General features: G+C 69.8%; 17 protein-coding genes. 7 read left to right on the top strand and 10 right to left on the bottom strand.

From position 1 onward, the window contains the following. Positions 1-131 precede the first annotated feature (131 nt). Positions 132-1,523, bottom strand: coding sequence for a DUF1501 domain-containing protein (locus VT85_RS12275; protein ID WP_068415318.1), 1,392 nt, complete (start codon positions 1,521-1,523; stop codon positions 132-134). Positions 1,524-1,533: 10 nt separating this feature from the next. Continuing rightward, complete coding sequence (locus tag VT85_RS12270) at positions 1,534-4,092, bottom strand: PSD1 and planctomycete cytochrome C domain-containing protein (protein WP_068415315.1); 2,559 nt, start codon at positions 4,090-4,092, stop codon at positions 1,534-1,536. A 2,409-nt stretch (positions 4,093-6,501) separates the two neighbouring features. Between VT85_RS12270 and sixA the strand changes: the two genes are divergently transcribed. Next, positions 6,502-7,002, top strand: a complete 501-nt coding sequence (sixA, locus tag VT85_RS12260; RefSeq protein WP_068415309.1) for a phosphohistidine phosphatase SixA — start codon at positions 6,502-6,504, stop codon at positions 7,000-7,002. 45 nt (positions 7,003-7,047) lie between these two features. Here sixA and VT85_RS12255 read toward each other — a convergent pair whose 3' ends face one another. Together VT85_RS12255 and VT85_RS12250 are read right to left on the bottom strand one after the other, a co-directional pair. After that, entirely contained in the window at positions 7,048-8,010 is a 963-nt protein-coding gene (locus tag VT85_RS12255; RefSeq protein WP_068415305.1) for a DUF1559 domain-containing protein, read from the bottom strand. Between the two features lie 22 nt (positions 8,011-8,032). After that, positions 8,033-9,211: a cytochrome-c peroxidase gene (locus VT85_RS12250; RefSeq protein ID WP_068415302.1), complete on the bottom strand. Its 1,179-nt coding sequence runs from the start codon at positions 9,209-9,211 to the stop codon at positions 8,033-8,035. Between the two features lie 367 nt (positions 9,212-9,578). On the opposite strand from VT85_RS12250, the gene VT85_RS12245 reads away from it, so the two are divergent. Then, a complete protein-coding gene (locus VT85_RS12245; RefSeq protein WP_197491242.1) occupies positions 9,579-11,873 on the top strand; it encodes a VIT domain-containing protein in 2,295 nt (764 codons plus the stop codon). 290 nt (positions 11,874-12,163) lie between these two features. On the opposite strand, the gene VT85_RS12235 is transcribed toward VT85_RS12245, so the two are convergent. Beyond that, on the bottom strand, positions 12,164-12,883 hold the full coding sequence (locus VT85_RS12235) for a nucleotide exchange factor GrpE (protein WP_068415294.1): 720 nt from the start codon (positions 12,881-12,883) through the stop codon (positions 12,164-12,166). Positions 12,884-12,978: 95 nt separating this feature from the next. After that, a complete protein-coding gene (gene tpx / locus VT85_RS12230) occupies positions 12,979-13,509 on the bottom strand; it encodes a thiol peroxidase (RefSeq protein WP_068421901.1) in 531 nt (176 codons plus the stop codon). A 196-nt stretch (positions 13,510-13,705) separates the two neighbouring features. On the opposite strand from tpx, the gene mnmG reads away from it, so the two are divergent. From mnmG to VT85_RS12215, 3 genes are all read left to right on the top strand, one after another. After that, the gene (gene mnmG / locus VT85_RS12225) at positions 13,706-15,559 is read left to right on the top strand and encodes a tRNA uridine-5-carboxymethylaminomethyl(34) synthesis enzyme MnmG (RefSeq protein ID WP_068415292.1); all 1,854 of its coding nucleotides are present in this window, start codon (positions 13,706-13,708) and stop codon (positions 15,557-15,559) included. Positions 15,560-16,120: 561 nt separating this feature from the next. After that, a complete protein-coding gene (locus VT85_RS12220; protein ID WP_156512833.1) occupies positions 16,121-16,702 on the top strand; it encodes a response regulator in 582 nt (193 codons plus the stop codon). 82 nt (positions 16,703-16,784) lie between these two features. After that, on the top strand, positions 16,785-18,821 hold the full coding sequence (locus tag VT85_RS12215; protein WP_197491241.1) for an ATP-binding protein: 2,037 nt from the start codon (positions 16,785-16,787) through the stop codon (positions 18,819-18,821). A gap of 18 nt (positions 18,822-18,839) precedes the next feature. Here VT85_RS12215 and VT85_RS12210 read toward each other — a convergent pair whose 3' ends face one another. Further along, the gene (locus VT85_RS12210; protein ID WP_197491240.1) at positions 18,840-19,043 is read right to left on the bottom strand and encodes a hypothetical protein; all 204 of its coding nucleotides are present in this window, start codon (positions 19,041-19,043) and stop codon (positions 18,840-18,842) included. Between the two features lie 492 nt (positions 19,044-19,535). Here VT85_RS12210 and VT85_RS12205 point away from each other — a divergent pair, with 492 nt between their 5' ends. Next, entirely contained in the window at positions 19,536-20,774 is a 1,239-nt protein-coding gene (locus tag VT85_RS12205) for a sulfite oxidase (RefSeq protein ID WP_082858556.1), read from the top strand. A 10-nt stretch (positions 20,775-20,784) separates the two neighbouring features. Continuing rightward, on the top strand, positions 20,785-21,558 hold the full coding sequence (locus tag VT85_RS12200; RefSeq protein ID WP_068415283.1) for a c-type cytochrome: 774 nt from the start codon (positions 20,785-20,787) through the stop codon (positions 21,556-21,558). Between the two features lie 22 nt (positions 21,559-21,580). Here the strand turns inward: VT85_RS12200 and VT85_RS12195 are convergent, their stop codons facing one another. The 3 genes from VT85_RS12195 to VT85_RS12185 all read right to left on the bottom strand — a co-directional run bounded on the left by VT85_RS12195 (position 21,581) and on the right by VT85_RS12185 (position 26,533). After that, complete coding sequence (locus VT85_RS12195; protein ID WP_068415282.1) at positions 21,581-22,561, bottom strand: ROK family protein; 981 nt, start codon at positions 22,559-22,561, stop codon at positions 21,581-21,583. A 137-nt stretch (positions 22,562-22,698) separates the two neighbouring features. Further along, positions 22,699-24,513, bottom strand: coding sequence for an ATP-dependent zinc metalloprotease FtsH (gene ftsH / locus VT85_RS12190; protein WP_068415280.1), 1,815 nt, complete (start codon positions 24,511-24,513; stop codon positions 22,699-22,701). 109 nt (positions 24,514-24,622) lie between these two features. Continuing rightward, on the bottom strand, positions 24,623-26,533 hold the full coding sequence (locus tag VT85_RS12185; protein WP_082858555.1) for an ATP-binding protein: 1,911 nt from the start codon (positions 26,531-26,533) through the stop codon (positions 24,623-24,625). Positions 26,534-26,729: the final 196 nt, after the last annotated feature.

Below are 26,729 nucleotides of genomic sequence, written 5' to 3'. Positions count from 1 at the left end.
CCCAACTTTGGGCCGGCGGGCCGTCCCGCGTTCGGAATAGCGGGATCCGTCGCAGGCTCTCGGCTCTATTCAGCCGAGACCCCTCCAGGCGGACGACGCGACGCCCGCCGCCGGCGGCTCGGATCGTCCGGTCACGCGAGGATCTCGCGAACCACCCGGCCGTAGACGTCGGTCAGGCGGAAGTCGCGGCCGGAGTAGCGGTAGGTCAGCCGCTCGTGGTCCAGGCCGAGCAGGTGCAGGATGGTGGCGTGCAGGTCGTGGTAGTGGACCTTGTCCTCGACCGCCGCGAAGCCGAACTCGTCGGTCCGGCCGTGCGCGACGCCCCCCTTCACGCCGCCGCCGGCGAGCCAGACCGAGTATCCCTCGGGGTTGTGGTCGCGGCCGTCCACCCCCTCGGTGTAGGGCGTCCGCCCGAACTCGGCGCCCCAGAAGACCAGCGTGTCGTCCAGCAGTCCGCGCGCCTTGAGGTCGGCGAGCAGGCCGGCGATCGGCAGGTCGACCGCCCGGGCGATCTTCTCGTGCCCGCTCACCAGCTTGTCGTGCTGGTCCCAGAGGTAGCCGGTGGAGATCTGGACGAAGCGGACCCCGGCCTCGGTGAAGCGACGGGCCAGGAGGCACTGGCGGCCGAAGTCGTCGGTCTCCGGCGTGCCGACGCCGTACAGCCGCCGCGTCGCCTCCGTCTCCCCGGCCAGGTCGAGCACGCCCGGCGCCGCCGACTGCATGCGGAAGGCGAGCTCGTACGACTGCACCATCCCCTCGATCTGGGCGTCGCCCTCCGACCGCTCGAGGTGTGTCCGGTTCAGCTGCTGGATCAGGTCGAGCTGTCGCCGCTGCCGCGCCCGGGGCGTCTCGGCGTTGGCGAGGAAGGGGATCGTCGCCCCGTTCACGGGGACGTCGGCCGTGCCGATCGCCGTCCCCTGGTAGATCGCCGGCAGGAAGGCGCTGGAGTAGTTCTGCACGCCGCCGTGCCCTCGCGGCGGGGCGATCGTGACGAAGCCCGGCAGGTTGCCGTTCTCGGTCCCGAGCCCGTAGGTCACCCACGACCCGAGCGACGGCCGGACGAAGCTGGCGGTGCCCGTGTGCAGCCGCAGCGCCGCCTCGCCGTGGGAGCGGCCTTCGGTGTGCATGCTGTTGATGACGCAGAGGTCGTCCGCATGCCGGGCGACGTTCGGGAAGAGCTCCGAGACCCACCGGCCGCACTCGCCGTGCCGGGCGAACCGCCAGGGGGTCGGGCGGAGCCGGGCCGGCCGCTTGACCCAGGGGGCCGGCTCGCCCGAATACTTCGCGAGGTCGGGCTTGTAGTCGAACGTGTCGACCTGGCTCGGCCCGCCGTGCATGAACATGAAGATGACCCGCTTGGCCCGCGCCGGCAGATGCGGCGGCTTCGGGGCGAGCGGGTTCGCCTTCGCCTCGGCCTCGGCGGCCTGCGCGGCGAGCCCGGCGAAGGCGAGATACCCGAATCCGCAGGCGGCGTTCTGGAGGAGCGCCCGACGCGAGATCCCGAGCGGTTGCGGCCTCGACATCCGACCCTCCTCAATCGACGTACTGATAACTCGTCGAACAGAACAGCACATGAGCCAGTGCGGCCCACGCACGATTTCGCAGCGGATCGTCCGCCGCCGCCGAGGCCGCCGGGCTCGCAGCCCGGACGTCGTCCAGACGCTCGTGAACCAGCGCCAGCGACGGCGCGACCTCGTCGCGACGCGGCGGACGTCCGACGATGCGGACATAGAGGCGCTCGAGCGTCTGAAGGTCGTCGGCGGTCTCGCAGCCGGCGAGGACCGTTTCGGTCGTCGCTTTCGCCGCGTCGAGGACCAAGGGGCTGTTCATCATGAAGAGCGCCTGGGGGGCCACGTTCGTGGCGCTCCGCCGGCCGTTCACTGAGAGGGCGTCGCCGAAGTCGAAGAGCTGGAACAGGGGCGGGAGGTCGTTGCGGATGACCGGCAGGTAGACCGTCCGCCGCGCGCTGACGAAGGGGGGATTCGGCCCCACGCCGACCCCCGTGGCCTGGAGGTTCAGCTTTGCGACCACCGAGTCGGTCGGGGACGGGTCGAGCCGCCCGCTTGCGGCCAGCAGGCCGTCCCGAAGGGCCTCCATGTCGAGCCGGCGGCGGTTCGCTCGCCAGTGCCACCGGTTCTCCGGATCGCGGTCGGCGCACGCCCGGTCGAACTCGGAGCTCTGCCGGTACGTCCGGCTGAGCACGAGGCCGCGGACGAGGCCCTTGACCGACCAGCCTTGTTGCATGAACCGCCGGGCCAGGTAATCGAGCAGCTCGGGATGGGAGGGACGCTCGCCGCGCGTGCCGAAGTCGTCAGGCGAGCCCACGAGCCCCCGGCCGAACACGTGCTGCCAGATCCGGTTCACCGCCACGCGCGCGGTGAGGGGGTTCCGAGGACTGGCGAGCCACTCCGCGAGTTCCACCCGGCCGCTGACCTCGGACCGGATCGCCGGCGCCGAGGGCTCGACGACCGCGATGAATCCGCGTGGGACCTCCGCGCCGCGGTTGTGCGCGTCGCCCCTGATGCAGATCGCCACCGGGCCGGGCTGCTTGTGGTCATTCACCGACATCGCCATCGGCGGCCGCCCCGCGGGCTTCGCCAGCACCTGTGCGAGCTGCTCCTTCACGGCGGCGAGGCGCTCCTCGACCTTCTCGACCTCGGACTTCGCATCCGGCGTCGGCGTCGCGGCGGCGGCCCGGGACGGATCCGCCGCGGCCGGCATCGCGCCCCCCTTCAGCGTCTCGAGCTTGGCCTTCAGCTCCGCTTCCTCCTTCTGGAGGTCGCCGACCTTCTTCTGGAATGCCTGGAAGGCCTCGTACGCCTCCTGCCCGTCCGCACCGAGCGGGTGGAGGTTCCAGCCGGTGAGGTCCTTGCGGTCGAGCAGGTAGCCGTGGGTCGTCTCCGTGCTGGCGAGGATGCCGGCGAGGCCGTAATAATCGGCGGTGGAGATCGGGTCGAACTTGTGGTCGTGACACCGGGCGCAACCCACGCTCAGGCCGAGGAAGACCTTCCCGATCGTGTCGAGCTGCTCGTCGATCACATCGATTGCGAGCTGTTCCTTGTCGGTCGCGCCGATGCCCTTGGGACCGATGACGAGGAATCCGGTGGCCACGAGATTCGCGTCCCGCTCCCGCTGGTCGCGCGAGGGGAGGAGGTCGCCGGCCAGCTGCTCCGCGATGAACCGATCGAACGGCTTGTCGGCGTTGTACGCGTCGACCACGTAGTTGCGATAGCGCCAGGCGTCGTAGAAGGTGAAGTTCTCGCAAGAGCCGTTGGAATCGGCGTAGCGGGCCACGTCGAGCCAGTGCCGACCCCAGCGCTGGCCGAACGTCGGGCGGGCCAGGAGTGCGTCGACGACCTTCTCCAGCGCGTCGGGCGCTCCATCCGAGAGGAACGACGCAATCTCGTCCGAGGTGGGTGGGAGGCCGACCAGGTCGAAGTGGACTCGCCTCAGCAGGATCATTTTGTCGGCGTCGCCGACCGGGGAGAGCCCCTCCGATTCGAGCTTCGCGAGGATGAACCGGTCGACGTCGGAGCGCGGCCAGCCGGCGTCCTTCACGAGCGGCGCGGGGGGGTCGGCGATCGGCCGGAACGCCCAGTGCGAGCGAGCGGCCTCGTCCGGAGACGTCGCGGGCGCGGGTCGGGGACGGGAGTTTCCCGAGGGCGGGGCGGGCGCCCCCATGCCGACCCAGCGTTCGAGCACGGCGATCTCGAGCGCGGGGAGCTTCCCGCGCGGCGGCATCTCGAGCGATCCGTAACGGACCGCGTCGATGAGCAGGCTCTCGTCCGGCGAGCCCGGGACGACGGCCGGCCCGCTGTCCCCCCCCTTCACCCACCCCTCGGGGTCGTCGAGGCTCAGGCCACCCTTGGGCGCCTTCGCCCCCGACGAGTGGCACTCATAGCAGCGCTCGACCAGGAGCGGCCGCACCTGCTTCTCGAAGAACTCCAGCCCTGCGGCCGTCACCGCCCCGGAGTCCTGCGCGCGGGCGGGATCCGGCCCCAGGTCGGTCGGGTCCGCCCCGGCCTGTCGAGCGCCCCCGAGAAGCAGAAGCGCGACGAGTCCCGATCGGAGTCTCAGCAGAGTCGCGTTCATGTGCCGGCTCGCGAGGATGAATCCGCAAGGGTGATCGGGAGCCTTCCCCGGGAAGGACTTCCGACGGAGGGGCGATAAGAACCAGCGTTCCCCAGCCTCGCCCGTTTGTCAAGGTCGGCGGTGGTGGGACGACTGCCGTTCGCCCGCGGACGGTGCCTGCTCGCACTCGCCTTCGTCGCCCCGACTGGGGGCGAGGTCCCGCGCCGGCCCGCCCGCGCGTCACGGCGGATCCGCCGCGCGTCGTGGCGGGGGTGCCGCCTGGACGCCGGCCTGAGGACGCGGCCGTCGGGGCGTGACCGGGCTCATGAACGACGCGCCCCGGGGCGAGGCAAGCATGACGCGTCACCAGCGGTCGTTCGCGTCCGAGGTGGGCGAGATGCAAGTGGAGGGCGGCAATGCCTACACCTGGAGACTACGTCGGGACGGTCCACTCGCCTCGATTCAATACTTATCAGAACTTGCTGAAGGGGATTCAAGTGCAGGTGCCTTGCGCGTGTCGGTGTCGTCGCCCGAGGCCCGGAACGGCGGGGCTCTTACGCTTCATGAGCCTGGTCGCCTACTGGTCAGTCCGCAGAGGTTGTATCGGAGTCACTCCCCTGCTCAGGGGCGGATCGGTCGAGGTCCAAGATCGCGGCTCCGACGTCAGGTGTCAGGCTGTGCCAGTTGCGCGCCAGCTCAACCAGGGCCGAATCCCCCCCTTCGCCGATCGGCTCGGGGATCGGGCAGAACGCGGGTGCCAGTTGCGCGTCGGCTCAACCAGGGCTGAATCCCCCCGACTCATTTCCGACCAGGGGCAGGGGGTCGTGACGCCACCATTTCATTGCAGAACATTGCGAAAAACGTCTCCCGCGTCCGGTAGATCACGAGTCGAATTTGGGGCTGAGTTTCGAGTCCCCCGTGCCCCAAATCGCCTGGCCGGCTGCCAGTTGGTGCTTCGACTCGCCAATGCTCCAGGCATGCCATTCAGCGGGCTGACGCCGAGCGGCCAGCACATTACGAGGAGTTCGTCGCTGCACGGACCGCCCGTGCGAGGCCGTGTGGAGTCGATCCTCGATCCGAACCCTCAGGGGCTGGCGGAGCATGTGGGGTGGCATGCCGATCTGGGCCCCAGGGCTCCTGCAGGTTTCGCCCTTCGGGGTCGTCGTTCAGAGGCCGGCTCGGAACCAGCGAGCCTCGACAGCTAAATTGCAGGCGAGGCCCCCGACCGTGGCCTCGGGCCGTCGTCGGACGTCCTCCGGAGCCGGGGACTCTTTTGCCGCTCCACATCGAGGCGCCGGACGGCGCGAGGATCGATGGCCGCGCCGCGGGGGTGGACGGCGAGGCCCATCCGTTGAAACGCCGGCATCCCGATTCGGCTCGAGCTCGGCCGTGAATGACGTGATTCACAAGGGACTCAAGGCCGCCGGCCCGAGGCCCCGGCATCGCGGCGAGGCGGGCCGGGCGGGGCGATTGGTCGGAGGAGGCGAGGTGCGGCGTCGAGCGTAGAGGCCCCGAGGAGGCCATCCCTTCAGCACCCCCGATCGTCCAGTCGGCGACGCGGCCTCGCGCAGCGTCGATGCTCGTCGCAAGAATCGCCGTCCATCCCCCGCCCACCCGGATCGAGGACGATCGTTATGCGGGCCTTTCCCCTCGCGGCAGCCGCGCCCCTGCCGACCTCGGGCCGCCCGATGATCCACGGGGCCGGCACGAGCCTCGAACGACCGGGCGCCGCCGCCGAGATCGCCGCCGACGGCCGCCGTCTCGCCGCGTGCAGATTCGGACCTTCGCCGGCGAGGGGCGGGGGCCTTTGAATCCGGCGAACGGGTCGGCTGACAGGCGCGGCCCGCGATCCTTTCCGGGCTTCGCGGCCCACCGGAAAGCCGTGCGGATCCACCCGGCGTCGGTCGCCAGGTAACTCCGCGAGATTCCCTTGCCCGGTGATCGTCCCGGCTCGTCCGCCCACCGGGCCAGGACCGCCTCAAGATGCCTGACCTCGACCTCGCGGGCGGGTACGTCCCCGAACTTGACCCCGTCGATCCGAAAGCCGCAGGCCCTCCGCATGACGCTCGTCGCGATCCGCACCGTCTCCCGCTCCATGTCGCCGCGGGCGGCCCGAGCTTCGCAGGCGACGATGAACCCGTTGAATAAGGGTGCCGTCGTTACTGCCGAGGTGACCATCGCGGACTCGACCGTCGCGGCTTCCTTGGTAGCAGAGTACCATGCCCAGGCCCCCTCCCGATCCTTCCCCTGCAGGTCCTTGGGGGCTAGGATCCTCCTACCCCTGATCGACGCGGCCCCCGGCCCCTAGCCTTCCACAACCACGGCCCCCCGGGTCTCGCCATCGCGGCCTCCGCTCGCGCCTGGTTCGGAATCGTGTCGAGCAATAGTGTCGATTTTCACAAAATCACAAGACAAAGGGAGGTTTCCATCATGTGGGAATTGTACATCGTCCGCCACGGCATCGCCGTCGAGCACGGGACTCCGGGGATCCCGGACGATGAACGGCCGCTAACCTCCCGGGGGGAGAAGCGGATGCGGGAGATCACCGAGGGCCTCGACGACCTGGACCTCGCCGTCGAACGGATCGCGACCAGCCCCCTGCCCCGGGCGCGGCGGACGGCCGAGATCCTCGCCGAAGGGCTGGACCTGGCCGGGTCGATCGAACTCGCCCCGGTCCTCCGCGCCGATTCCACGGCTCAGGACGTCGCCGAGTGGCTCGGGCTGCAGCCGGAGGCCCCCCTGATGATCGTCGGCCACAACCCGATCCTGGACGAGCTGCTGAGCCTGCTCTTGCTGGGCGACCCTCGGGCGCTGCCGTTCACGTTCAAGAAGGGGGGCGTCGCCGCCCTGCGCAGGCCCTCGCCGGACTCCGAGCGCCACGAACTCCAGTGGCTGGCCCCCCCCAGGCTGCTGCGGAATCCGTCGAGGTGATTGATTCCAGACGGCTGCCGGGCGGGGACGCGCCCGGATCCGGCCTCAATATTCGTCGGCCGAGATGATCTCGCCGCCGGAGCGGGTGAGGAGGGCGGCGAAGGTCTCGATGGCGACGGTCTCCTTGACCAACCGGGTGGAGCCGTCGGCCATGAGGACGTTGGCGCCGCCGGGGTGGAAGGCGTAGGCGGCGTAGACGTTCGAGCAGTTCACCGCGCATCGGCCCTTGTTGGCCACGCCCCCCTGGTCATAGCCCCGGGCGCTGAAGGCGTTGGGCTCGGCCCAGCCGCAGAGGATCGAGCTGAGGGCCGTCGTGAGGCCGGAGTTGGCGACCTTCTTCCAGCCGGCCCGCCAGATCTGGGGACGGCCGGCCGACTCCATGATCAGGATCGTATTGCTGGCGCCGTCGGTGATCTCGGCGATGTTGCGGCGGCCGGACGCGTTGTTGCCCTGGAGCGCGCCGTCGGTGCTGGCCGGCGGGCCGTTGTTCATCACTGAGGGGGTCGTCCAGAGGTTGGACATGACGCCGGTGCTCGCCGCGTAGTCGGCCGCCGCCGAGGACCACTTGTCCATGCCCGGGCCCGGCTTGGCGATGAACGTCGGGTTCATCCGGGGCGACTCCGGCGCGGACGGGCAGAGGAAGACCGCCAGCGGATAGGAGATCGCCGTGCTGTTCGGCGGCACGTTGTAGTCGACGTTGATGTTATACAGGTTGAACAGGTTCACCTGCTCCATGTACGGGATGATCTGCGCCCCCCAGTAGCGGGTGACGGGCTTCGTCTCGTTCATCGGGAAACTGTTCATCGCCGTGTGCACATTGTGCATCCCCAGGCCGAGCTGGCGAAGGTTGTTGGCGCATTGCATGCGGCGGGCGGCCTCGCGAGCGGCCTGCACGGCCGGCAGCAGCAGCGCGATCAGCACGGCGATGATCGCGATCACCACCAGCAGCTCGATCAGCGTGAAGCCGCGACGGATCGGATGACGATAGCGAGGCGCATCGACGGGCATTCTGGGTCTCCGAGGGGATGATTCAGCGGGGGCGGGAGGCGTCCAGGCCGGGGAGCACGGGCGCGCGGACGCGGAGCTTGGGTTCGGCGAGCGACGCCAGGAAGGCCTGCAAGTCGTTCAGCTCCTGCCTGGTCAGGCCCAGCGGCTTGAGCAAGGGGGACTTGGCGGGGAAGAGCGGGTCGTCGGCCTGCTCGGGCTTGCGCTTGAGGGTCGCCATGCCGGCGTTGTACATGTTCAGCACGCCGGAGAGCTCGAACAGGCCGTTGTGCATATAAGGGCCCGTCGCGGTGATGTTGCGGAGGCTCGGCGTGCGGAACCGGCCGACGTCTTCGGCCCTGTTCGTGACCTTGTACCGCCCCAGGTCCTCCAGCTCGCGGCCGTAGTAGCTGAGGCCGAGGTCGTGGAGTCGGCCGTCGCTGAACGCCGGGCCGTTGTGGCAGTTGAGGCATCGGGCCTTGCCGCGGAAGAGGTCGAGCCCCAGGACCGCCTCGTCCGAGAGCGCCTGGCGATTCCCTCGGAGGAACTTGTCGAACGCGCTGCGGCCGCCGACGACGCTGCGCTCGAAGGCCGCCAGGGCTTTCGCGGTCGACTCGACGTCGATCCGGTCCGAGCCGTAGGCCTCGCGGAAGGCGTCGCGATACTCGGGGACGACGGCCAGCGAGGCGAGGATCGACTCGGGCGTCGCGCTCATCTCGGAGGGGTTGAGGATCACCTCGCGGGCCTGGTCCTCCAGGCTGGAGGCGCGGCCGTCCCAGAACAGTTCCGGCATGTAGGCCAGGTTCATGATGCTGGGCGAGTTCCGCTTCAACGGCTCGCGGCTATGGCCGTAGGCCGTGGTCCGGCCGTCGGCCCAGCCCAGATCCGGGTCGTGGCAGGAGGCGCAGGCGATCTGGCCGCTGCCGGAGACCCTGGGGTCGAAGAAGAGCCGCTTGCCCAACTCGACCTTGGCCGGCGTCGGCGGGTCGTCCGCCGGCGAGGGGGGCGTCGGCAGGAGCCCCAGCTCGCGCCAGTCGACGCCGGGGTCGACCTGGGGCGCGGGCCACTCGGCCGACGACTTCCAGTAGACCTCCCGCAGCTTCGCCGCCCTCGCCTGCCGCTCGACCGCCGATTCCGGCGGCGTCGGGACCGGCCCGGCCTCGACCGGAGCCTGGGCCCTCGCCGCGACCGATGCGACCACGATCAATCCCATCGCGGCCAGCATCGGCCACGCTCGCCCCCCGCCCCTTCGAACGTCTTCGCGCTCCATCATCGAGCGAATCTCGCCAGCCCCCATCCCGCGTCAGTTGATCCTGAGTCTCAATCGCCAAGCCAGATTCTAGCGATGGCGGCGGCGTCGATCAAGTGTCGGTGCCGCCCTGGCGCGGCGGGAGACCGTTACGGGTTCGACGAGCCGCGTGGTCGCCATACGAATCGAGCCCTGGCGGCCCGGGACGCTAGAGCCTCGGTCACCGATCCGCGGATTCGGGAAAATCACGCCCGACGCCTCAGAAATGGGCCGCTCGGGCGTCTAAGGGGAGGAGGACTTCTTTTCGATCGGAGTTCGTCGGGCGTCGCCCGGGGAGTCGGCCATGAATGCGGGAATGGACCTGGCGTCGAAACGGCTCGTCGCGATCGCCTTGCTGATGGCGGCGGGGATGGCGACGGGAGGGACGAGGGCGAAGGCCCAGGGCTGGATCATCGACCGTCGGCCGACGATCCCGATCCGGCAAACATTCGAAATCCGGGAGGTGGCCGTCGACGCCAAGCTGCGCGACCAGGCGGCCGAGGTCCAGGTCTCGCAGACGTTCTACAACCCCGGCTCATCCGACTTGGAGGCCGAGTACTTCTTCCCGATCCCGGAAGACGCGGTGGTCGAGAACCTCGTCCTGATGGTCGACGGCAAGGAGCTTCCCGGCCGCCTGCTGGGCAAGGACGAGGCCCGGCGCATCTATGAGGAGATCGTCCGCGGCAAGCGCGACCCGGCGCTCCTGGAATACATGGGCCGGGGCCTCTATCGGACCAGCGTCTTCCCGATCCCGGCCGGGGCCGAGCGCAAGGTCTTGCTCCGGTACACGCAGCTCTGCCGCCGCGACCGCGACGTGGTCGAGTTCTCGTACCCGCTCTCGACCCAGAAGTACGCCTCGAAGCCGATCCGGCGGCTGAGCGTCCGGGTCGCGATCACCAGCAAGGACTCGATCAAGTCGGTCTTCTGCCCCAGCGACGACGCCCGCATCGATCGGACCGGGGACCATGAGGTCCGCGTGAGCCTGGATCGGTCGGACGTGGAAACGGCGAACGACTTCCGCGCCGTCTACACGCTGGCGGAGGGGGCGCTGGGGGCTTCGGTCCTGAGCTACCGCCCGTCGGCCGGCGACGACGGCTACTTCCTCGTCCTGGCCAGCCCCGAGGTGAAGGCGGCCGACTCCAGGCCGCTCCCCAAGACGGTCGTCTTCGTGCTCGACCGCTCCGGCTCGATGGCCGGCAAGAAGATCGAGCAGGCGCGCAAGGCCCTCAAGTCGGTGCTCGACAACCTCCGCGACGACGACCTGTTCAACATCGTGGTGTATGACGACCGGGTGGAGACCTACAAGCCCGAGCTCCAGCGGTACAGCTCCGAGGCCCGCGCCGAGGCCCAGCGGTACGTCGACAACATCCGCGAGGGGGGGAGCACGAACATCGACGCCGCGCTCAAGGCGGCGCTCGACCTGATCCGCGAGGACTCGCGGCCGAACTACGTCCTGTTCCTGACCGACGGCCTGCCGACGGCCGGCGAGACGAACGAGTTCAAGATCGCCGACGCCTGCAAGAAGGCCAACGTCCGCAAGGCGCGGGTGTTCAGCTTCGGCGTCGGGTTCGACGTCAACGCCCGGCTCCTCGACCGCCTGAGCGCCGGCAACAGCGGGACCAGCGAGTACGTCAAGCCGGACGAGGACATCGAGGCGCACGTCGCCCGGTTCTACTCCAAGATGACCAGCCCCGTGCTGACCGGCGTCCGCATCGAGTTCGCCGACTCCGACGTGAACCGGGCCTACCCGCATGACGTCCCCGACCTCTTCGACGGCGGCCAGATCGTCTGGGCGGGCCGGTATCGCCGCTCGGGCCGGACGACGCTGAAGGTCGCGGGAAAGGTCGGCGGCGACTCGCGATCGTTCGAGTTCCCCATCGAGCTGGCCGAGAGCGATCGGGGCTCCGCCCACCGCTTCGTCGAGCGGATCTGGGTCGTGCGGCGGATCGGCGACCTCATCGACCAGATCGACCTCCAGGGCCAGAACAAGGAGCTGGTCGACGAGCTGGTTCGGCTGAGCACCCAGTACGGCATCATGACCCCCTACACCTCGTTCCTGGCCGACGAGCGCACGCCCCTGCACGCCAGGACCGAGAACGCCGCGCGGGCCGGCGAGGCCCTGTCCGAGTTGAGCGCCGTCAGCGGCCCTTCGGGCGTGAATCAGCGCAGCCTGAAGAACTTCTACCGGGAGGCCCAGCAGGTCGATTCCCTCGCCCTCCAGGACGCTGCGCGCCGCGAGGGCTTCGGCACGGCCGGGGGCATGGCGGGCTCTGGGATGATGGGCATGATGGGCGGCGGCCGATCCGCCGGCCGGGCGCAGGGGGGGCCGTCGCCGCCAAGGCCGCGCCCGCCACCCGGTTCGCGACGCCCTCGCTCATGGCCGGCATGGGCGGCCGACCTCGCGACCAGGCCCCGGCGCAGGATGCGAGGGAGACCGTCCGCCAGGTGGGGGCGAAGACGTTCTACTTCAAGGAGGGCCGCTGGGTCGACTCGGACGTGCGGCCCGAGGACGAGGCCGCCGCGAAGGTCGTCCGCCAGTTCAGCGACGACTACTTCAACCTCGCCCGCGCCCAGTCCGCCGACTGGAACCAGTACCTGACCTTCACCGACCCCGTCGTCGTCAAGCTCGCCGACGCCGTCTACCGCATCGACCCGGCCGAGGCGACGCAGTGACCGCGGACGAGAATCGCAGGGGGAAATGTCGAAGGAGGACCCGATCCCGACGCGAAAAAGCCCGACAGGCGCATCCGTCCTGAGCCGAGCCCTGGAAGCGAAGGGGGGCGAAATGCCCCCCGAGGGGGCTCGGTTCATCCTGAATCTCGGTATCCGCGACGAGGAGAAGAAGCGGGCTCTCGACCTGCTCGCGAAGCACGTCGAGCCCCTGCGCCGTCACTCTCCCTTCTGGAGCGTGTAGACCGACACGACTTCCGGCCGGATGACCTTGTCGCCGGCCTGGAAGCCGGGGCGGATGCGAGCGGCGAGGGTCTTCGCGAGGGCCGGGTCGGCGGTGGGGACGGTGGCCACGGCGCGCTGGCGGCGGGGGTCGAAGGCGTCCCCCTCGGCGCGGAAGGGCTCGACGCCCTGGCGGTACATGACGTCTTCGAGGGCCGTCTGGATCGATTCGAGCGTGCCCCGGAACGCCTCGGAATCCGGAGCGACGGCCGCCGCCATCTTACCGACGTCGTCGTGGAGCTGGATCAAATCGACGAAGATCGGCCGCTGGACCTTCAGGAGAAGATCCTGCTTGTACTCCTGCAACTCGGCGTGAAGCCGGTCGACGATCCGCTCGCGATTGGCCTCGGCGCGGACCTCGCGGTCGAACTGCGATTGCAGCCCTTCAAGCTTCCGGCCCACCTGCTCGCCCAGCCGGACGACCGCCTCGCGGACCTCTTCCGCGAACGCGGCGATCGGTGCGGGGGCGGGGGCGGGGGCGGGGGATGCTTCAGGCTCGACGGGCGCCGCGACCTCGTCGATCGGCTCCAGCTCCGTGTCGACCATGGCCTCAGCCTCGGCCTCGATCGGCTCCAGGTCCGGCGCGGCGTCCAGGACGGGTCCAGGCGTCTCGATTTCGGTCGCGGGCTCGTCGCGATCCTCGGTGTCGGGTGACAAGGCCGGGCTCCTGTAAGCCGAGTGCGGCCCCCTCTCCTTCTCCCTCCCTTGGTGGGAGAAGGTGGCCGAAGGCCGGATGAGGGGGCGTCGGAGCGTCAGGCGCCGGCGGCGGCCTTGAGGGCCTTGAGGGCCGGCTCGTAGTCGGGTTCGGTGGCGATCTCGGGGACGATCTCGACGTAGGTGATCTTGTTCGAGGCGTCGACGACGAAGACGGAGCGGGCCAGCAGCGGCACGGGGAGGCCCTGGATCAGCACGCCGTAGTGCTCGCCGAAGCTGTGGTCGTGGGCGTCGGAGAGGTTCTGGATGTTGTCGATCTCGGCCTCGGTGCAGAACCGGGCCTGGGCGAACGGCAGGTCGGTGCTGACGGTGTAGGCGGCCACCTTGTCGCCCAGCTCCTTGAGGACCTCGGCGAAGTGCTTCGTCTGCTTGTTGCAGACCGGGGTGTCGAGCGAGGGGACGACGTTGAACAGCCGGGGCTTGCCGGCGGTCTCGGCGAGGGTGACGATCGCCAGGCCGGCGCCCACCGCCTTGAAGTCCGGCGCGGCGTCGCCGGCCTTGAGCTTGGGTCCGACCAGCTCGATCGGGTTGCCCTTGAAGGTCACTTCGCCCTTGCGCGTCTCGGCCATGGTTCGATTCTCGCTCATTTCCGGGGGTCGACGGGTCGTGTCGTTCGGACGCCCTCCACCTTAGCCGTGGGGCGAGCGGCGGTGCAAGCCGCGCGCGGCTCCTGATCTGGCGTCCGGCGCGAGGGGGCGGCTAAGATGAAATTCGTTCACGTTCACGTTCCCCGCCGCCAGACGCCCGCACCCGAGAGCCGCCCCCATGGCCGTCCGCCGCGATCCCTACCAGTTCGACGTCGTCGTGGTCGGCGCCGGGCACGCCGGAGTCGAGGCCGCGCTGGCCCCCGCCCGCATGGGCCTGCGCACGGCTGTCCTGACCATGAACTGCGACACCGTCGGCCAGATGAGCTGCAACCCGGCGATCGGCGGGGTCGCGAAGGGACAGATCGTCCGCGAGGTCGACGCCCTGGGCGGCGCGATGGGGAGGCTCACCGACGCCGCCGCGATCCAGTTCCGGCTCCTCAACCGAGGTAAGGGGCCGGCCATGCACAGCCCCCGCGCCCAGTGCGACAAGCGGGCGTATCAGGGCCTCGCCAAGCTCGCCGTCGAACGCCAGCCCAACCTGACCCTCCGCCAGGAGATGGTCGAGGCCCTGCTCACCGAAGGGGGCCGGATCGTCGGCGTCCGATGCCGGGGGGGGGTCGATTACCGGGCGAAGGCGGTCATCCTGACGACCGGCACGTTCCTCCAGGCCCTGATGCACACCGGCGAGGTCAAGACCCCCGGCGGACGCGGCGGGGAAGCGGCGGCGATGGGACTCTCGGGGAGCCTCCGCGAACTCGGCTTCGAGCTGCGACGGTTCAAAACCGGCACGCCCCCCCGGCTCAACGGCCGGACCATCGACTTCGACCGGCTCGAAGTCCAGCCCGGAGACGCCCGGCCCGTCGCCTTCTCCTTCCTCACCGACCGCATCGAACAGACCCAGATCCCCTGCCACCTCACCGCCACCAACCCGGCCGTCCACGACCTGATCCGGGCCAACCTGGACCGAGCGCCGATGTACTCGGGCCAGATCGAGTCGACCGGCCCGCGTTACTGCCCCTCCATCGAGGACAAGGTGGTGCGCTTCGCCGACCGCGATTCGCACCAGATCTTCCTGGAGCCGGAGGGGCGCGACACGCTGGAGTATTACTGCAACGGCATCTCCACCAGCCTGCCGCGCGACGTGCAGGAAGCCGTGATCCCGCTGATCCCAGGGCTGGAGCACGCCGAGATCATGCGGTACGGCTACGCCGTCGAGTATGACTTCGCCCCGCCGGAGCAACTCGGGGCGACGCTGGAGACGAAGGCCGTGCCGGGACTCTTCTTCGCCGGCCAGATCAACGGGACGACCGGCTACGAGGAAGCCGCCGCGCAAGGACTGGTGGCCGGGGTCAACGCGGCGCTGGGCGTGAAGGGGGAGCCGCCGTTCGTGCTGGACCGCTCGACGGCGTACATCGGCGTCCTGATCGACGACCTCGTCACGCGGGGGGTCGACGAGCCCTACCGCATGTTCACCAGCCGGGCCGAGTACCGATTGCTCCTCCGCCACGACAACGCCGACCTCCGGCTGACCGAACTGGGCCGTCGCGCGGGGCTGGTGGACGACGCCCGCTGGGCCCGGTTCGAAACCCGTCGCGATGCGATCGACGGCCTCCGCTCGCGCCTCGACGGCACCCGCCGCGGCGGCGTCGCCCTGTTCCAGAACCTCCGCCGCCACGAGACCACCTGGGAAGACCTCGTCGCCCTCGACCCGGAACTCGACGCGGCCGGCTACGCCGAGGACGTCATCGCCCAGGTGACGATCGAGGCGAAGTACGACGGCTACGTCGGACGCCAGGTCGAGCAGATCGAGCGGTTCCGGCGGCTGGAGGACAAGGCCATCCCCGTCGACCTGGACTACGCCGCCATCCCCCAACTCCGCGCCGAGGCCCGCGAGAAGCTCGCCCGGGTGCAGCCCCGATCGCTCGGCCAGGCGGGGCGGATCAGCGGCCTCAATCCGGCCGACCTGGCCACCCTGCTCATCCATCTCCGTCGCCGCAACCCCGCAGGCAGCGTGGACGAATGGGCCCACTGAGCTTGCCCCGAGCCCGGAAACCTCTCGACCCCGTCTCCCTTCGCAAACCCTGATCGCCGTCGCTCCATACCCAGACGGATATGGCAACCGAGATTGACAGAAACCCGCATTCGGTATTTGCTGTGCGGGTCTTTGCCGTTTACCGATCTTCTGGAGTCGCCAACCACCCCCCCACCCCTCCCCTCATCCTTCTTCGGAAGCGACGGGGGATTTTGGGTACGGGCCGTGCAGGGCCTCCAGGGAAGCGCGGGGACGCCAGGGAGAGGGGTCCGGGAGGCCGGTTCCTCCTGGATTGACAATCCCGGGCGGAATTTTACAATTGGTCGACTCGGCAATTTCGGTAAATTTTGTAGTCTCCGCAGATTTTAACGCTTAGGCTTTCATCGGGTCGTTGATAGGCTCGGGACGTCGGGTCGGCGCCGCATCGAGTTCGGGGACGTGACAGGGACGTGTCGCAAGGAGGCCGAGCGGGGCGGGCTTTGGGATTCGCAGGAGGGTCGCCGAGGAGGCGTGATGCGAGTCCTGTTCGACCCCGATTGGATAATCGGGACTCAACCAACCATGAAGACCGTTTACACGACGGGCGAAGCCGCGAAGATCTGCAAGGTCAGCCAGCAGACGATCATTCGATGCTTCGACTCGGGCCAGCTCAAGGGATTCCGGGTGCCCGGCTCGCGATTCCGGCGGATCCCGCGCGAGGCGCTCTTCCGGTTCATGAAGGACAACGGCATCCCGACCGACGCCCTGGAGAGCGGGCGGCGGCGGATCCTGATCGTCGACGACGACCAGGCGGTGGTGGACCTGGTGGCCGAGGTCCTCAGCACCGACGGCCGGTTCGAACACAAGGCCGTGAACAACGGCTTCGGCGCGGGGATGCTCGCCAAGGAGTACCACCCCGACCTGATCATCCTCGACGTCATGCTGCCGGACATCAACGGCCAGGCGGTTTGCGAGCTGATCCGCCGCGACCCGAGCATCTCGGACATCAAGATCATCTGCATCTCGGGCATGGTCGAGGAAGACAAGATCGCCGAGCTGAAGACGTCGGGCGCCGACGATTTTCTTCACAAGCCGCTGGATATTGATGAACTGATCGCCCGAATCTGCCGACACCTGGATATGGAGACCAGCCCCAACGCCTGAGCGCGGGTCGTTCGTCGTCCGACCCGCCCCATCGAGGACGGGGGCGACGGGCGGAATGGGGTCGGGAAGGAGCCCGATCGTCGTGCGGTTCCAAACGGGACGAAAACCGCCGGGTGAGCCCCTGCTCAGCCGCCTGAACGGGCTGGCGCATCTGCCGGTGCGCCCCCAGACCGTCCGCGCCGTGATGACCGCCCTGACGGCCGACCTTGGCGGCGGTCTCGGCGACGGCGAGGGCGACGAGGAGCGGTCCGACAGCCTCGCGCCCCGGACGCTCCTGGAGCTCGATCCGGGCTGGCTGATCGCCGAGCGGTCGCCGGAGCGTCGCGGCCGGGTCCTTCGGCAAGCCGCCGATTCCGCCTGGTGGCCCGCCGCGCTCGCCTCGGGCCCGGCCGCCGAGGCGGTCCAGCAACTCTGGCGGCACGCCGTGGCCGCGAGCCTCGCCTGCCGGAACCTGGCTCGCGAACATAACGACCCGGACCCCGCCGGCCTGATCCGCGCCGGGCTGCTCCACGGCCTCGGCCGCTGGGCCGTGGCCGCGGTCGACCCCGACTGGCTGGTGCGCTGGATGGCCGAGCCCGACCGCGAGGCGCGACGCCGCCGCGAGGTCCTCGACCTGGGCGCCGACCTTCGCGAGATCGGCCGACGGCTGGCCGAGCGCTGGGGGTGCGAACCCCTGGTCGTCGACGCCGTCTGGCTCCACGGCGAGGACGATGCGGCGCTCGACGCCGCCGCCCGCGAACCGGGCCGCCTGGCGCTGGTCCGCGAGGCCGTGCGCCGGGCCGAGTCCACCCCCTGGGCGTTCGACGCCCCCCCAGGCCGCGAGGCGATGCCCTCCGCGCCCCACCTCCGCATCCTCGTCGCGGAGGTCCAGGCGCGTTGCGGGGCCCCGTTCGCCGCCGACGACGCCACGCCCCACGAGGAGCGGATGACCCGCGAGAACGCCCGGCTCCGGCTCCGGCTCGCCGAACTCTCCCGCACCGAGGCCAGCCAGCGCCGGTTGATCGACGCCATCGCCGATTCCTCGCCCGACGAGACCCCCGAGAATTGGAGCCTCCGCGCCGGCCGGATGTGGTGCGGCGAGCCCGAAGTCAACGCCGCCCGCGTCTCCTGGCGCGATCCCTCCTCGACGGACGACCTCGACGGCTCCGCCTCCCCCGAAAGCGATGCGACGCCGACGCCGAATCGGGGGGCGTCGTGGACGATCCCCTTGGAGGCGGCCGGGAGGGTCGCCGGCGAGGTGCAGCTCTGGCTCGACGCCGACGTCGACGCCCTCCGGGATCGCCTCCGGCCCACCCGGATCGTCGACGCGTGGAAGGTCTGGGCCTCGCGGGTCGCCGACCGCGCCTTGCTGGAACGTCGACTCCGGGCGGCCGTCGAAGGCTGCCGGGAGTCCGCCCGTTCCGAACGCGGCCGGATCCAGGCCGCCAAGCTCGACGCCCTCGCCGAGTTCGCCGCCGGGGCCGGTCACGAGCTGAACAACCCCCTGGCCGTCATCGTCGGCCGCGCCCAGCTCTTGATGGCCCAGGCCGCCGAGCCCGAAACCGCGCGCTCGCTGGGGATCATCCTCGGCCAGGCGCAGCGCACGCACCGCATCCTCCGCGACCTGATGTTCGTCGCCCGGCCCTCCGAGCCGCGTCCCCGCCCCTGCCGCCCGGCGGACGTGCTCCGGGCGTGCGTCGCCGACTTCCGGCCCGAATGTGAGGCCCGCGGGATCCGCCTGACCGCCGAGTTCGACGACCCCGAACTGCAAGCCTGGACCGACCCGGACGGCCTCCGCCAGATCGCCGAGGTCCTCGTCCGCAACGCGATCCAGGCCGCCGCCGATGGGGGGGGGACGATCCAGCTCCGCGCCGCCCGCCACGGTCGCGAGCTTCGCCTCTGGGTCGCCGACTCCGGCAACGGGATCGGCGACGCCGAGGCCGTCCACCTGTTCGACCCGTTCTACTGCGGTCGACAGGCCGGTCGCGGGCTCGGCCTCGGCCTCCCCCGCGCCGCCCGGTTCGTCGAACGCGCCGGCGGAGCCCTGACGTGGACCTCCACACCCGGTCACGGCTCCGTCTTCCAGGTGCGGCTCCCGTGGGAAGCCCCGCCCGAAGAGTCGACCGCGAAAAGCGCCTGAAGGTCCCGCCGGAGCCGCTCAGGCGATCGCCTGGTAGACCATGTTGTCGGCGATGCTGTGGCAGTCCGGGCAGAGGAACGTGACGTTCAACGGCTCCTGGTAGTCCCAATGGTGGCGCTGAAGCCGCTGACGTCGGCGGCACCAGACGCAACACCTAGGACGTTCGATCAAGCCCAGCGACTCCGCCAACGCCGCGGCGTACCGCGCCGATCGAGTTCGCATCCTCCGAGGTTTCAGCGAGTCGAGGCAGATTTCCAGATGACGGCCGAGACGGGCGAACAGGGCTTGCTGGCGTTTGCGACGGATTTTTTTCATCGTTCGCAACCCGTAGAAGGGAGTCGGTGGCCACCTCAGATCGAACGCCGGGAGACGGGACCGAAGCGAGTGCGAGCCGAATTGCGAGCGGGCTGGATGGGACGTCCTTGAACGATGCTCCTGATCGGCTCGTTCTCGACATCCAAAGTATAGAGCAAAGTGAATACCGAGATTATCCTCCCTACTCAATTTACGCCGCAAGACCAGGACAGGTCGCCGCGATCGCAATGAATATATGGATCATCATGGCGACCACATGCAGAAACCTCCGTCGTGGACGTGGAGGTGAACGGTTTGAAATGGGCCGTGAGATCACGAGCCTGGACAGGGAATGGGCGCCCCTGCATACTCTAGACGCAGGCAAGTCCGTCGAGGTTCGATCGAGGGGAGCGCAGCACGATGGCTTCGGACGTTGAAAATCCCCTCGCCCGCGAGGGCGGCGGGGTGCCGGCCGCGGGTCTCGGGCCGGATCGGCGCGGGTTCCTCGCAAGCCTGTGGGGTGGGATGCTGGGCGTCGGGGGACTCGCGGGCGGGCTCGACCGAGGCGGCCTGGGCGTCGCGAGGGGCGACGAGGGGGCCGTCGCCGCGGATCGTCGCATGATCGTCCGCACCGAGCGTCCGCTTAACCTGGAATCGCCGTCGGCCGCACTCGATTCGTTCCTGACGCCGAACGAGGGATTCTTCGTCCGCAGCCACCACGGTGCCCCGGCGGTGGGGCTGAGGACGTGGGAGGTCGTCGTCGAGGGCCTGGTGGATCGGCCGCTCAAGCTGAGCCTGGCCGACCTGGAGGCGATGGACGCGACGACGATCCCGGCGGTGCTCCAGTGCGCCGGCAACGGTCGGGGGCTGTTCCGCCCTCGGATGCCGGGCCTGACCTGGGAGCGAGGGGCGGTCGGGCACGCCGAATGGGCGGGCGTGCGGCTCGCGGCCCTGCTGGAGCGGGCCGGCGTGAAGCCGGAGGCGGCCCACGTCCATTTCATCGGCGGGGACGTCCCGCCCACGACCAAGGCGCCGCCGTTCACCCGCAGCATCCCCCTGGCCCGCGCGCTGGCCGACGATTCGCTGATCGCCCTGAAGATGAACGGCGAGCCCTTGCCCGTCCTCCACGGCGGCCCCGCGCGGCTGGTGGTCCCCGGTTGGGCCGCGAACAATTGGTCCAAGTGGGTGCGCCGGATCGTGGTCTCCGCCGAGGAGGCGCAGACTTTCTACATGAAGACCGGCTATCGCATCCCCCGCGAGCCGGTCCCGCCCGGGGTCAACCCGGACCCGGCCTCGCTCGTCCCGGTCGAGTGGATGAACGTCAAGTCGCTCATCACCTCCCCCGACCCGGACGCTTCGCTCCCGCTCGGCCCGCGCGAGGTCCGCGGCGTCGCCTGGACCGGCGAGGGCCACGTCGTCAAGGTCGAGGTCTCCACCGTGCAGGACCCGACCTGGCGCGAGGCCGAGTTGCTCGACGAGCCCCGCCAGGGGAGCTGGCGCCGCTTCAAGCTCGCCTGGACGCCCCCCGCCGCCGGGAGCTACACGCTCCAGGCCCGCGCGACCGACTCCCGTGGGGAGATCCAGCCCGAAGTCAGCCCGTGGAACAAGAGCGGCTATCTCTGGAACGGCTACGACCGCATCCCCTGCGTCGTTTCGTGAGCACAAATCCATGCGATTATTCCTGATCGGCCTGACGCTCGCCACCATCGCGGCGGTCGGCCTCCTGTTCGGCTATCGCCTCCAGCAACAACAGCGCGCGGACGTCGCCGAGCTGGCCCGGGCTGAGGCGGCGCGGGCCGAGGCGGACGCCGTCGAGGCGGCGAAATCCCAGGCGCCGGCCCCGACCGACGACACGGACGAGGGTGAGGACGAAGAAGAGGCCGCCTACCGCGACGTGATGGCCAAGCGGGCCCTCGCGGACAACTGCCTCGTCTGCCACGAAGAGGGCATGTACACGAGCCAGCGCCTGACCTCCGCGCAGTGGAAGGCGGAGGTTGACAAGATGCTCTCGTGGGGCGCCGTGCTCCCGGAGGCCGACCGGGCCCCGGTCGAGGAGTACCTGACGCGACACTTCGGCTCGGAGTCCCCCGTCCCGCCGCCGGGCCGCGTCCTCCTGGCCGACGTGTCCACGCGGGAGATCCCCGGCGATCCCTCGGAGGGGACCGGCGAGGCCGTCGTCGCGAACGGCGCCCAGCTCTACCTGGTCGTCTGCGCGAGCTGCCACGGGCCGACGGCCCTCGGGACCGAACTCGGCCCGGCGCTCGCCGACCGGGCGATCCTGACCCACGCGGGCGACTACCACAAGATCGTCCGGGACGGCCTACGCAAGATGCCGGCGATGAACCTGATGCTCACCGCCGACCAGCAGCGCGACATCCTCGGCTGGCTCCGAAGCGTCGACCATGAGTCCCTCGCGGCGGCCGCGTCCGCCGCGAAGCCGTGACCGACGCAGGCGGTCGGCCGCCTCAGCCCTGGGCGAGCATCTCGCGGGCGTAGAGCGACGCGCCCAGGACGCCGGCGTCGTCGCCCAGCCCCGCCAGGGCGAACTTGATGCAGTGGGTCGGGTCGGTGATGATCTGCAGCCGAGCGGAAGCGGTGATCCGCTCCAGGAACGGTTGGCCCAGGGCCAGGGCCATGCCGCCGCCGATGACGACGATCTGGGGGCCGAAGACGTTGACCAGGCCGCCGAGGCCCAGGCCGAGGTAGTACGCGGCGCGTTCGACCTCGCGGATGGCGATCTCGTCCTTGTCGCGGACGGCCTGCGCCAGGTCGCCGCTCTTGAGCCGGCCCTTGCGCTGGATCTTGTCGCCGAGCGGGCACGACCGTTTCTTGGCGGCCTTGACGAGCCGGTTGGAGAGGGCCGTCTTGCTGGCGAAGGCCTCCATGCAGCCGTTGTTGCCGCAGCCGCAGCGGGGCCCGCCGGCCTTGACGACGATGTGGCCGATCTCGCCGGCGTTGTTCGTCGACCCGGCGACGATCCGGCCGTTCTGGATCAGGCAGCCGCCGATCCCGGTACCGACGAACGCCGCGAGGACGTCGCCGTACCCCCGACCCGCGCCCAGCATGAACTCGCCGTAGCCGCCGACCCGGACGTCGTTCTGGACCTTGATCGGGATCCCCAGCGCGCTCGACAGCTCGGGGCCGACCGGGTAGTTCTTGACGCTCAGGTTGGCGCTGAAGAGGATCACGCCGGCGTCGACGTCGAGCGGGCCGGGCGAGCCGATCCCCCCCGCGGCCAGGTCGCCCCGCTTCAGGCCGGACTGCTCGAGGGCCTCGTCGACGCACTCCAGCATCGTCTTCAGGATGGCCGGCCCCCCCTCCTTGGCGGGCGTATTGCGCTTGCCCCGCCCGAGGATCCGGTTGTCGTCGGCGACCACGGCCGCCATGATTTTCGTCCCGCCGAGATCGACGCCGATCACGGGAGGGCCGCCGCCCTGAACTGTCATAAGGATACGCTCCAAACTCGATTTGCGTCCGCGACGCGATCGCCGCTTCCGACGTCCGGTCGATTCTACCGGACGGCCGCGCGATACGGTACCCGTCCTCATCCGGACGAAGTCCTCAGGCTCGCGGCGATCGAGACTCAGCGGCCCAGCAATTCGTCCAGATCGGCGGCGTTGAGGGTCTCGCGTTCGATGAGGCGGTCGGCCAGGCGGTCAAGGGCTTCGCGACGGTCTTCCAGGATGGCGCGGGCCTTGGTCATGGCCTCGCCGACGATCCGGCGGACTTCCAGGTCGATCTCGCGGGCGGTGCGCTCGCTGTAGCCGCGTGCGGCGTCGCCGTCGCCGCTGTAGCGGAGGCGGCCCAGGACGGGGCTCATGCCGAAGTCCAGGACCATTCGCGAGGCGATCTCGGTCGCCCGGCTCAGGTCGCTGGTGCAGCCGTCCGACGCCTCCCCGAGCGCGATCTCCTCGGCGAGCGTCCCTCCCAGGAGGCAGCAGACGGCGTGTTCCAGGGCGGTCCTGGTGTGGAGGAAGCGGTCGTCCTCGGGGCGGTAGAGCGTGTAGCCCAGGGCCGCGGCGCCCCGGCCGACGATTGAGACCTTGTGTACCGGGTCGGTCTGGGGGAGGCTCCGCGCGACCAGGGCGTGGCCAGCCTCGTGGTAGGCGATGCGCTGCTTCTCGTCGGGGCGGAGGAGCCGCTGGCGCTTCTCGGGGCCGGCGATCAGCCGCTCGATGCCGTCCTCGAACTCGGGCTGACCGACGTGGTCCTTGCCCCTCCTCGCCGCCAGCAGCGCGGCCTCGTTGACCAGGTTGGCCAGGTCGGCCCCCACGAACCCCGGCGTCATGGCGGCGATCTGGCGGAGGCTCAGGTCGTCGGCCAGAGGGACGACGCGGGAGTGGACCTTGAGGATCTGCTCGCGGCCGACGAGGTCCGGGCGGTCGACGACCACCTGGCGGTCGAACCGCCCCGGCCGGACGAGCGCGGGGTCGAGCGTCTCGGGGCGGTTGGTCGCGGCCAGGAGGATCACCCCCCGGTCGGCGTCGAAGCCGTCCATCTCGACCAGGAGCTGGTTCAGGGTCTGGTCGCGCTCGTCGTGTCCGCCCGAGCCCCCCGCCCCGCGAGCCTTGCCGATGGCGTCCAGCTCGTCGATGAAGATCAGCGACGGCGCCTTGGCCTGGGCCCTGGCGAAGAGGCTGCGGACCCTGGCCGCGCCGACGCCGACGAACAGCTCGACGAAGTCCGAGCCCGAGAGCGAGAAGAAGGGGACGCCGGCCTCTCCCGCCACGGCGCGGGCCAGCAGGGTCTTGCCCGTGCCGGGGGCGCCGACGAGCAGGACCCCCTTGGGGATCCGCCCCCCCAGCGACTGGAACTTGCCCGGCGTGCGGAGGAAGTCGACCACCTCGCGAAGCTCGGCGACGACCTCGTCGTGGCCGGCGACGCTCTCGAACGTCACCCGGGGCTCGTCCGCGCCGTAGACCCTCGGCCGGCTCTTGCTGAACGCCAGCGCCGAGCCCATCCCCCCGGACCGGGCGACGACCAGGGCCAGGACCGCGACCATCATCAGGAACATCACCGTGGGAACGGCCATCGTCCAGACCGGCGACGGAGCCGGTTCGGCGTCGTAGTCGCCGTTCGGCACGTGAGCCTCCAGGAGTCGAATCAGGTCCTCGTCGTGCTCCATGCCGAGCCGGGAGACCCGGTACGAGACGGCCGCGGCCTCCGGGGAGGCCGGCGCGAGGAGGCCCTGGATGGCGGCCGGGCCGACGCGGGCCGACGACACGCCCCCCTCGGCCAGCTTCCTGCGGAACTGGCCGTAGGAGAGGTCCTGGACCGGGTCGTCCAGGTATACCAGGAGGCCGAACGTCGCGGCGAGGCCGAGCGCGACGACCGTGGCGAGCAGGGTTAGATTCCGGCGGCCTCGCCGGGTGTGGTGCGAGAGCGGGAAGCGATTCATGGTGCTCACTTCGTCAGGGCGATGGGGCGGACTCACGAGGCGGAATCGGCGGCGATATCGAGATCGAGACCGGGACCGGAGCGAGGCGCGAACGGGAGCGAGAGTCGAGTCAGACGACCGGGGCGTTCTTGCCGAGGCCCCGCAGCGGGTCCGGGCCGAGGCCCCCGGACGGCTGCGGGCGCGTCAGGGGCATGCGCGGGAACGAAGGCTGGGCCTCGATGCGGCGGGCCTTGGAGAGATCGATCCGCTCATCGCTCAGGTTCACCTCGAAGCGATGGTTGCCGGCGAGCTGCAAGGGGATGCGGACCGTGAACGTGCTCCCCTGCCCCAGCTGGCTGCGGAGGTGGATCTCGCCGCCCAGCAGCCGGGCCAGCTCGCGGACGATCGACAGGCCCAGGCCGGTCCCCTGGTGCTCGCGGGTGAGGACGTCGTCGGCCTGGCCGGGCGCCTTCGCCTGGCGGAACTTCTCGAAGATCGTGTCTCGATCCTCCTCGGCGATGCCGATCCCCGTGTCCTCGACCTCGAGGACCACGAACCGGCCGTCGGTCCGCGCCCTGAGGGTCACGCGGCCCCCCTCGGGAGTGAACTTGATCGCGTTGGAGAGGAGGTTGTAGAGGATCTGGCGGATCTTGCCCGGGTCCTGCCGGAGGAGCGGGATGGCCTCGTCGAGCCGGCATTCCAGGGTCACGTCCTTGCGGTCGGCCATCGGCCGGGTCAGGTTCGTGAGCGCCTCGCAGACGTCGCGGATCGAGAAGTCCTCGCCGCGGACCTCCATCTTGCCGCTCTCGATCTTGGCCAGGTCGAGGATGTCGTTGATCATCCCCAGGAGCATCTTGCCCGAGGTCTGGATGTTCCCCACGTACCGCCGCTGCCGCTCGTTGAGGTTCTCGTTGCCGCCGAGGACCTCCGAGAAGCCGATGATCGAGTTCAAAGGGGTCCGCAGCTCGTGGCTCATGGTGGCGAGGAAGTCGCTCTTGAGGCGGTTCATCTCGTAGAGCGCCATGTTGGCCTGGGCCAGCTCGTCGACCTTGTGGTCGAGGTCGCCGTTGACGTCGCGAAGCTCCTGCTGCATGGCGACGAGGTTGTGGAGCATGCGGTTGAAGGCGTGGGAGAGGTCCTCGAACTCGTCGCCGGTCTGGATCTGGCTGCGGATGTTGAGCCGCCCGGCGGCGATGGCGTCGGAGACGTCGCGCAGGTGCTTGACCGGCTTGACGATCACGTAGCGGACGATCATGTACGAGGAGACCATCGCCAGCACGGCCGTCACCAACGCGGCGGTGATCAGCACGGCGCGGTTGCTGTTGATGGCCTTCTTGGTCTGCTCCATCGGCACCCGGACGACCACCGCGCCGGCGAGGTCGCCGGGCTTGACGGGGATGTTGTGCTTGCCGTCGGCGGCCAGCCGCCAGAGGTGGTGGTTGTCGATGTGAACCTTGCCGCCGTCGAAGCCCTCCAGGCCCGAGTCCTCCCGGCTGTGGCAGTCCATCAGGCAGCTCGGCTTGAAGGTCACGGCCTGGATGTACTGATATTCCTTCTGGTCCGGGGAGATCCGGTCCTCCCACATCCTGGTGCCGTCGGCGAAGGTGTAGGGGTTGGGCCGGGGCTTGCCCGTCTTGACGAACGCCTCCTCGTCGGCCGACGCCTTCAAGAACCGCGCCAGGGCGGCCCGCTCGAACTCGTCGGAGGGCTGCTTGGCCGGGTCCTTGTCGGCGTAGGGCTTCAGGACCGTCGCCTTGACGTTGGGAAGTTCGTCCAGCGGCTTCAAGTCGCCCCAGAGGACGTCGATGATCGGCTCGAAGAAGTAGTTGCCCAGCTTCTTGTAATGGATGTTCATCAACGTCGGATTGACGAGCATCCGGGCCGTCTGGGTGGTCTGGTTCTTGACCAGGCTCTCGGTCTTCAGGCCGTACAGGAGGAAGCTGACCACGACGAGGAGGAAGATCCCCAGCCCGAAGATGAAGCGACACTTGCGCTCCAGGCTGGTCTCGCCGAGCAGGTGCTTGAAGCTGCGATAGGACACCGGTCAAATCCCTCAACCTGGCTCCGGGGCCGACCGCGGCGGGGCGATCGGGGCCGGGTCCGCGCGGGTCCATGCGACGCAACCGAGCTTCCATCCTTCCTGATGCCGTCGCGAGAGGAACATCCACCCTAATCGAAACCACCCGCCCTGGCCAGTGCGAGATTCGACGCCCTGGACGGCCCCCTCGCGAGCCCGG

Source organism: Planctomyces sp. SH-PL62 (assembly GCF_001610895.1).
In the GTDB taxonomy this organism is placed as follows: Bacteria; Planctomycetota; Planctomycetia; order Isosphaerales; family Isosphaeraceae; genus Paludisphaera.
The sequence above is the reverse complement of the archived record's forward strand: the minus strand, read 5'-3'. Positions and strand labels throughout refer to the sequence as shown.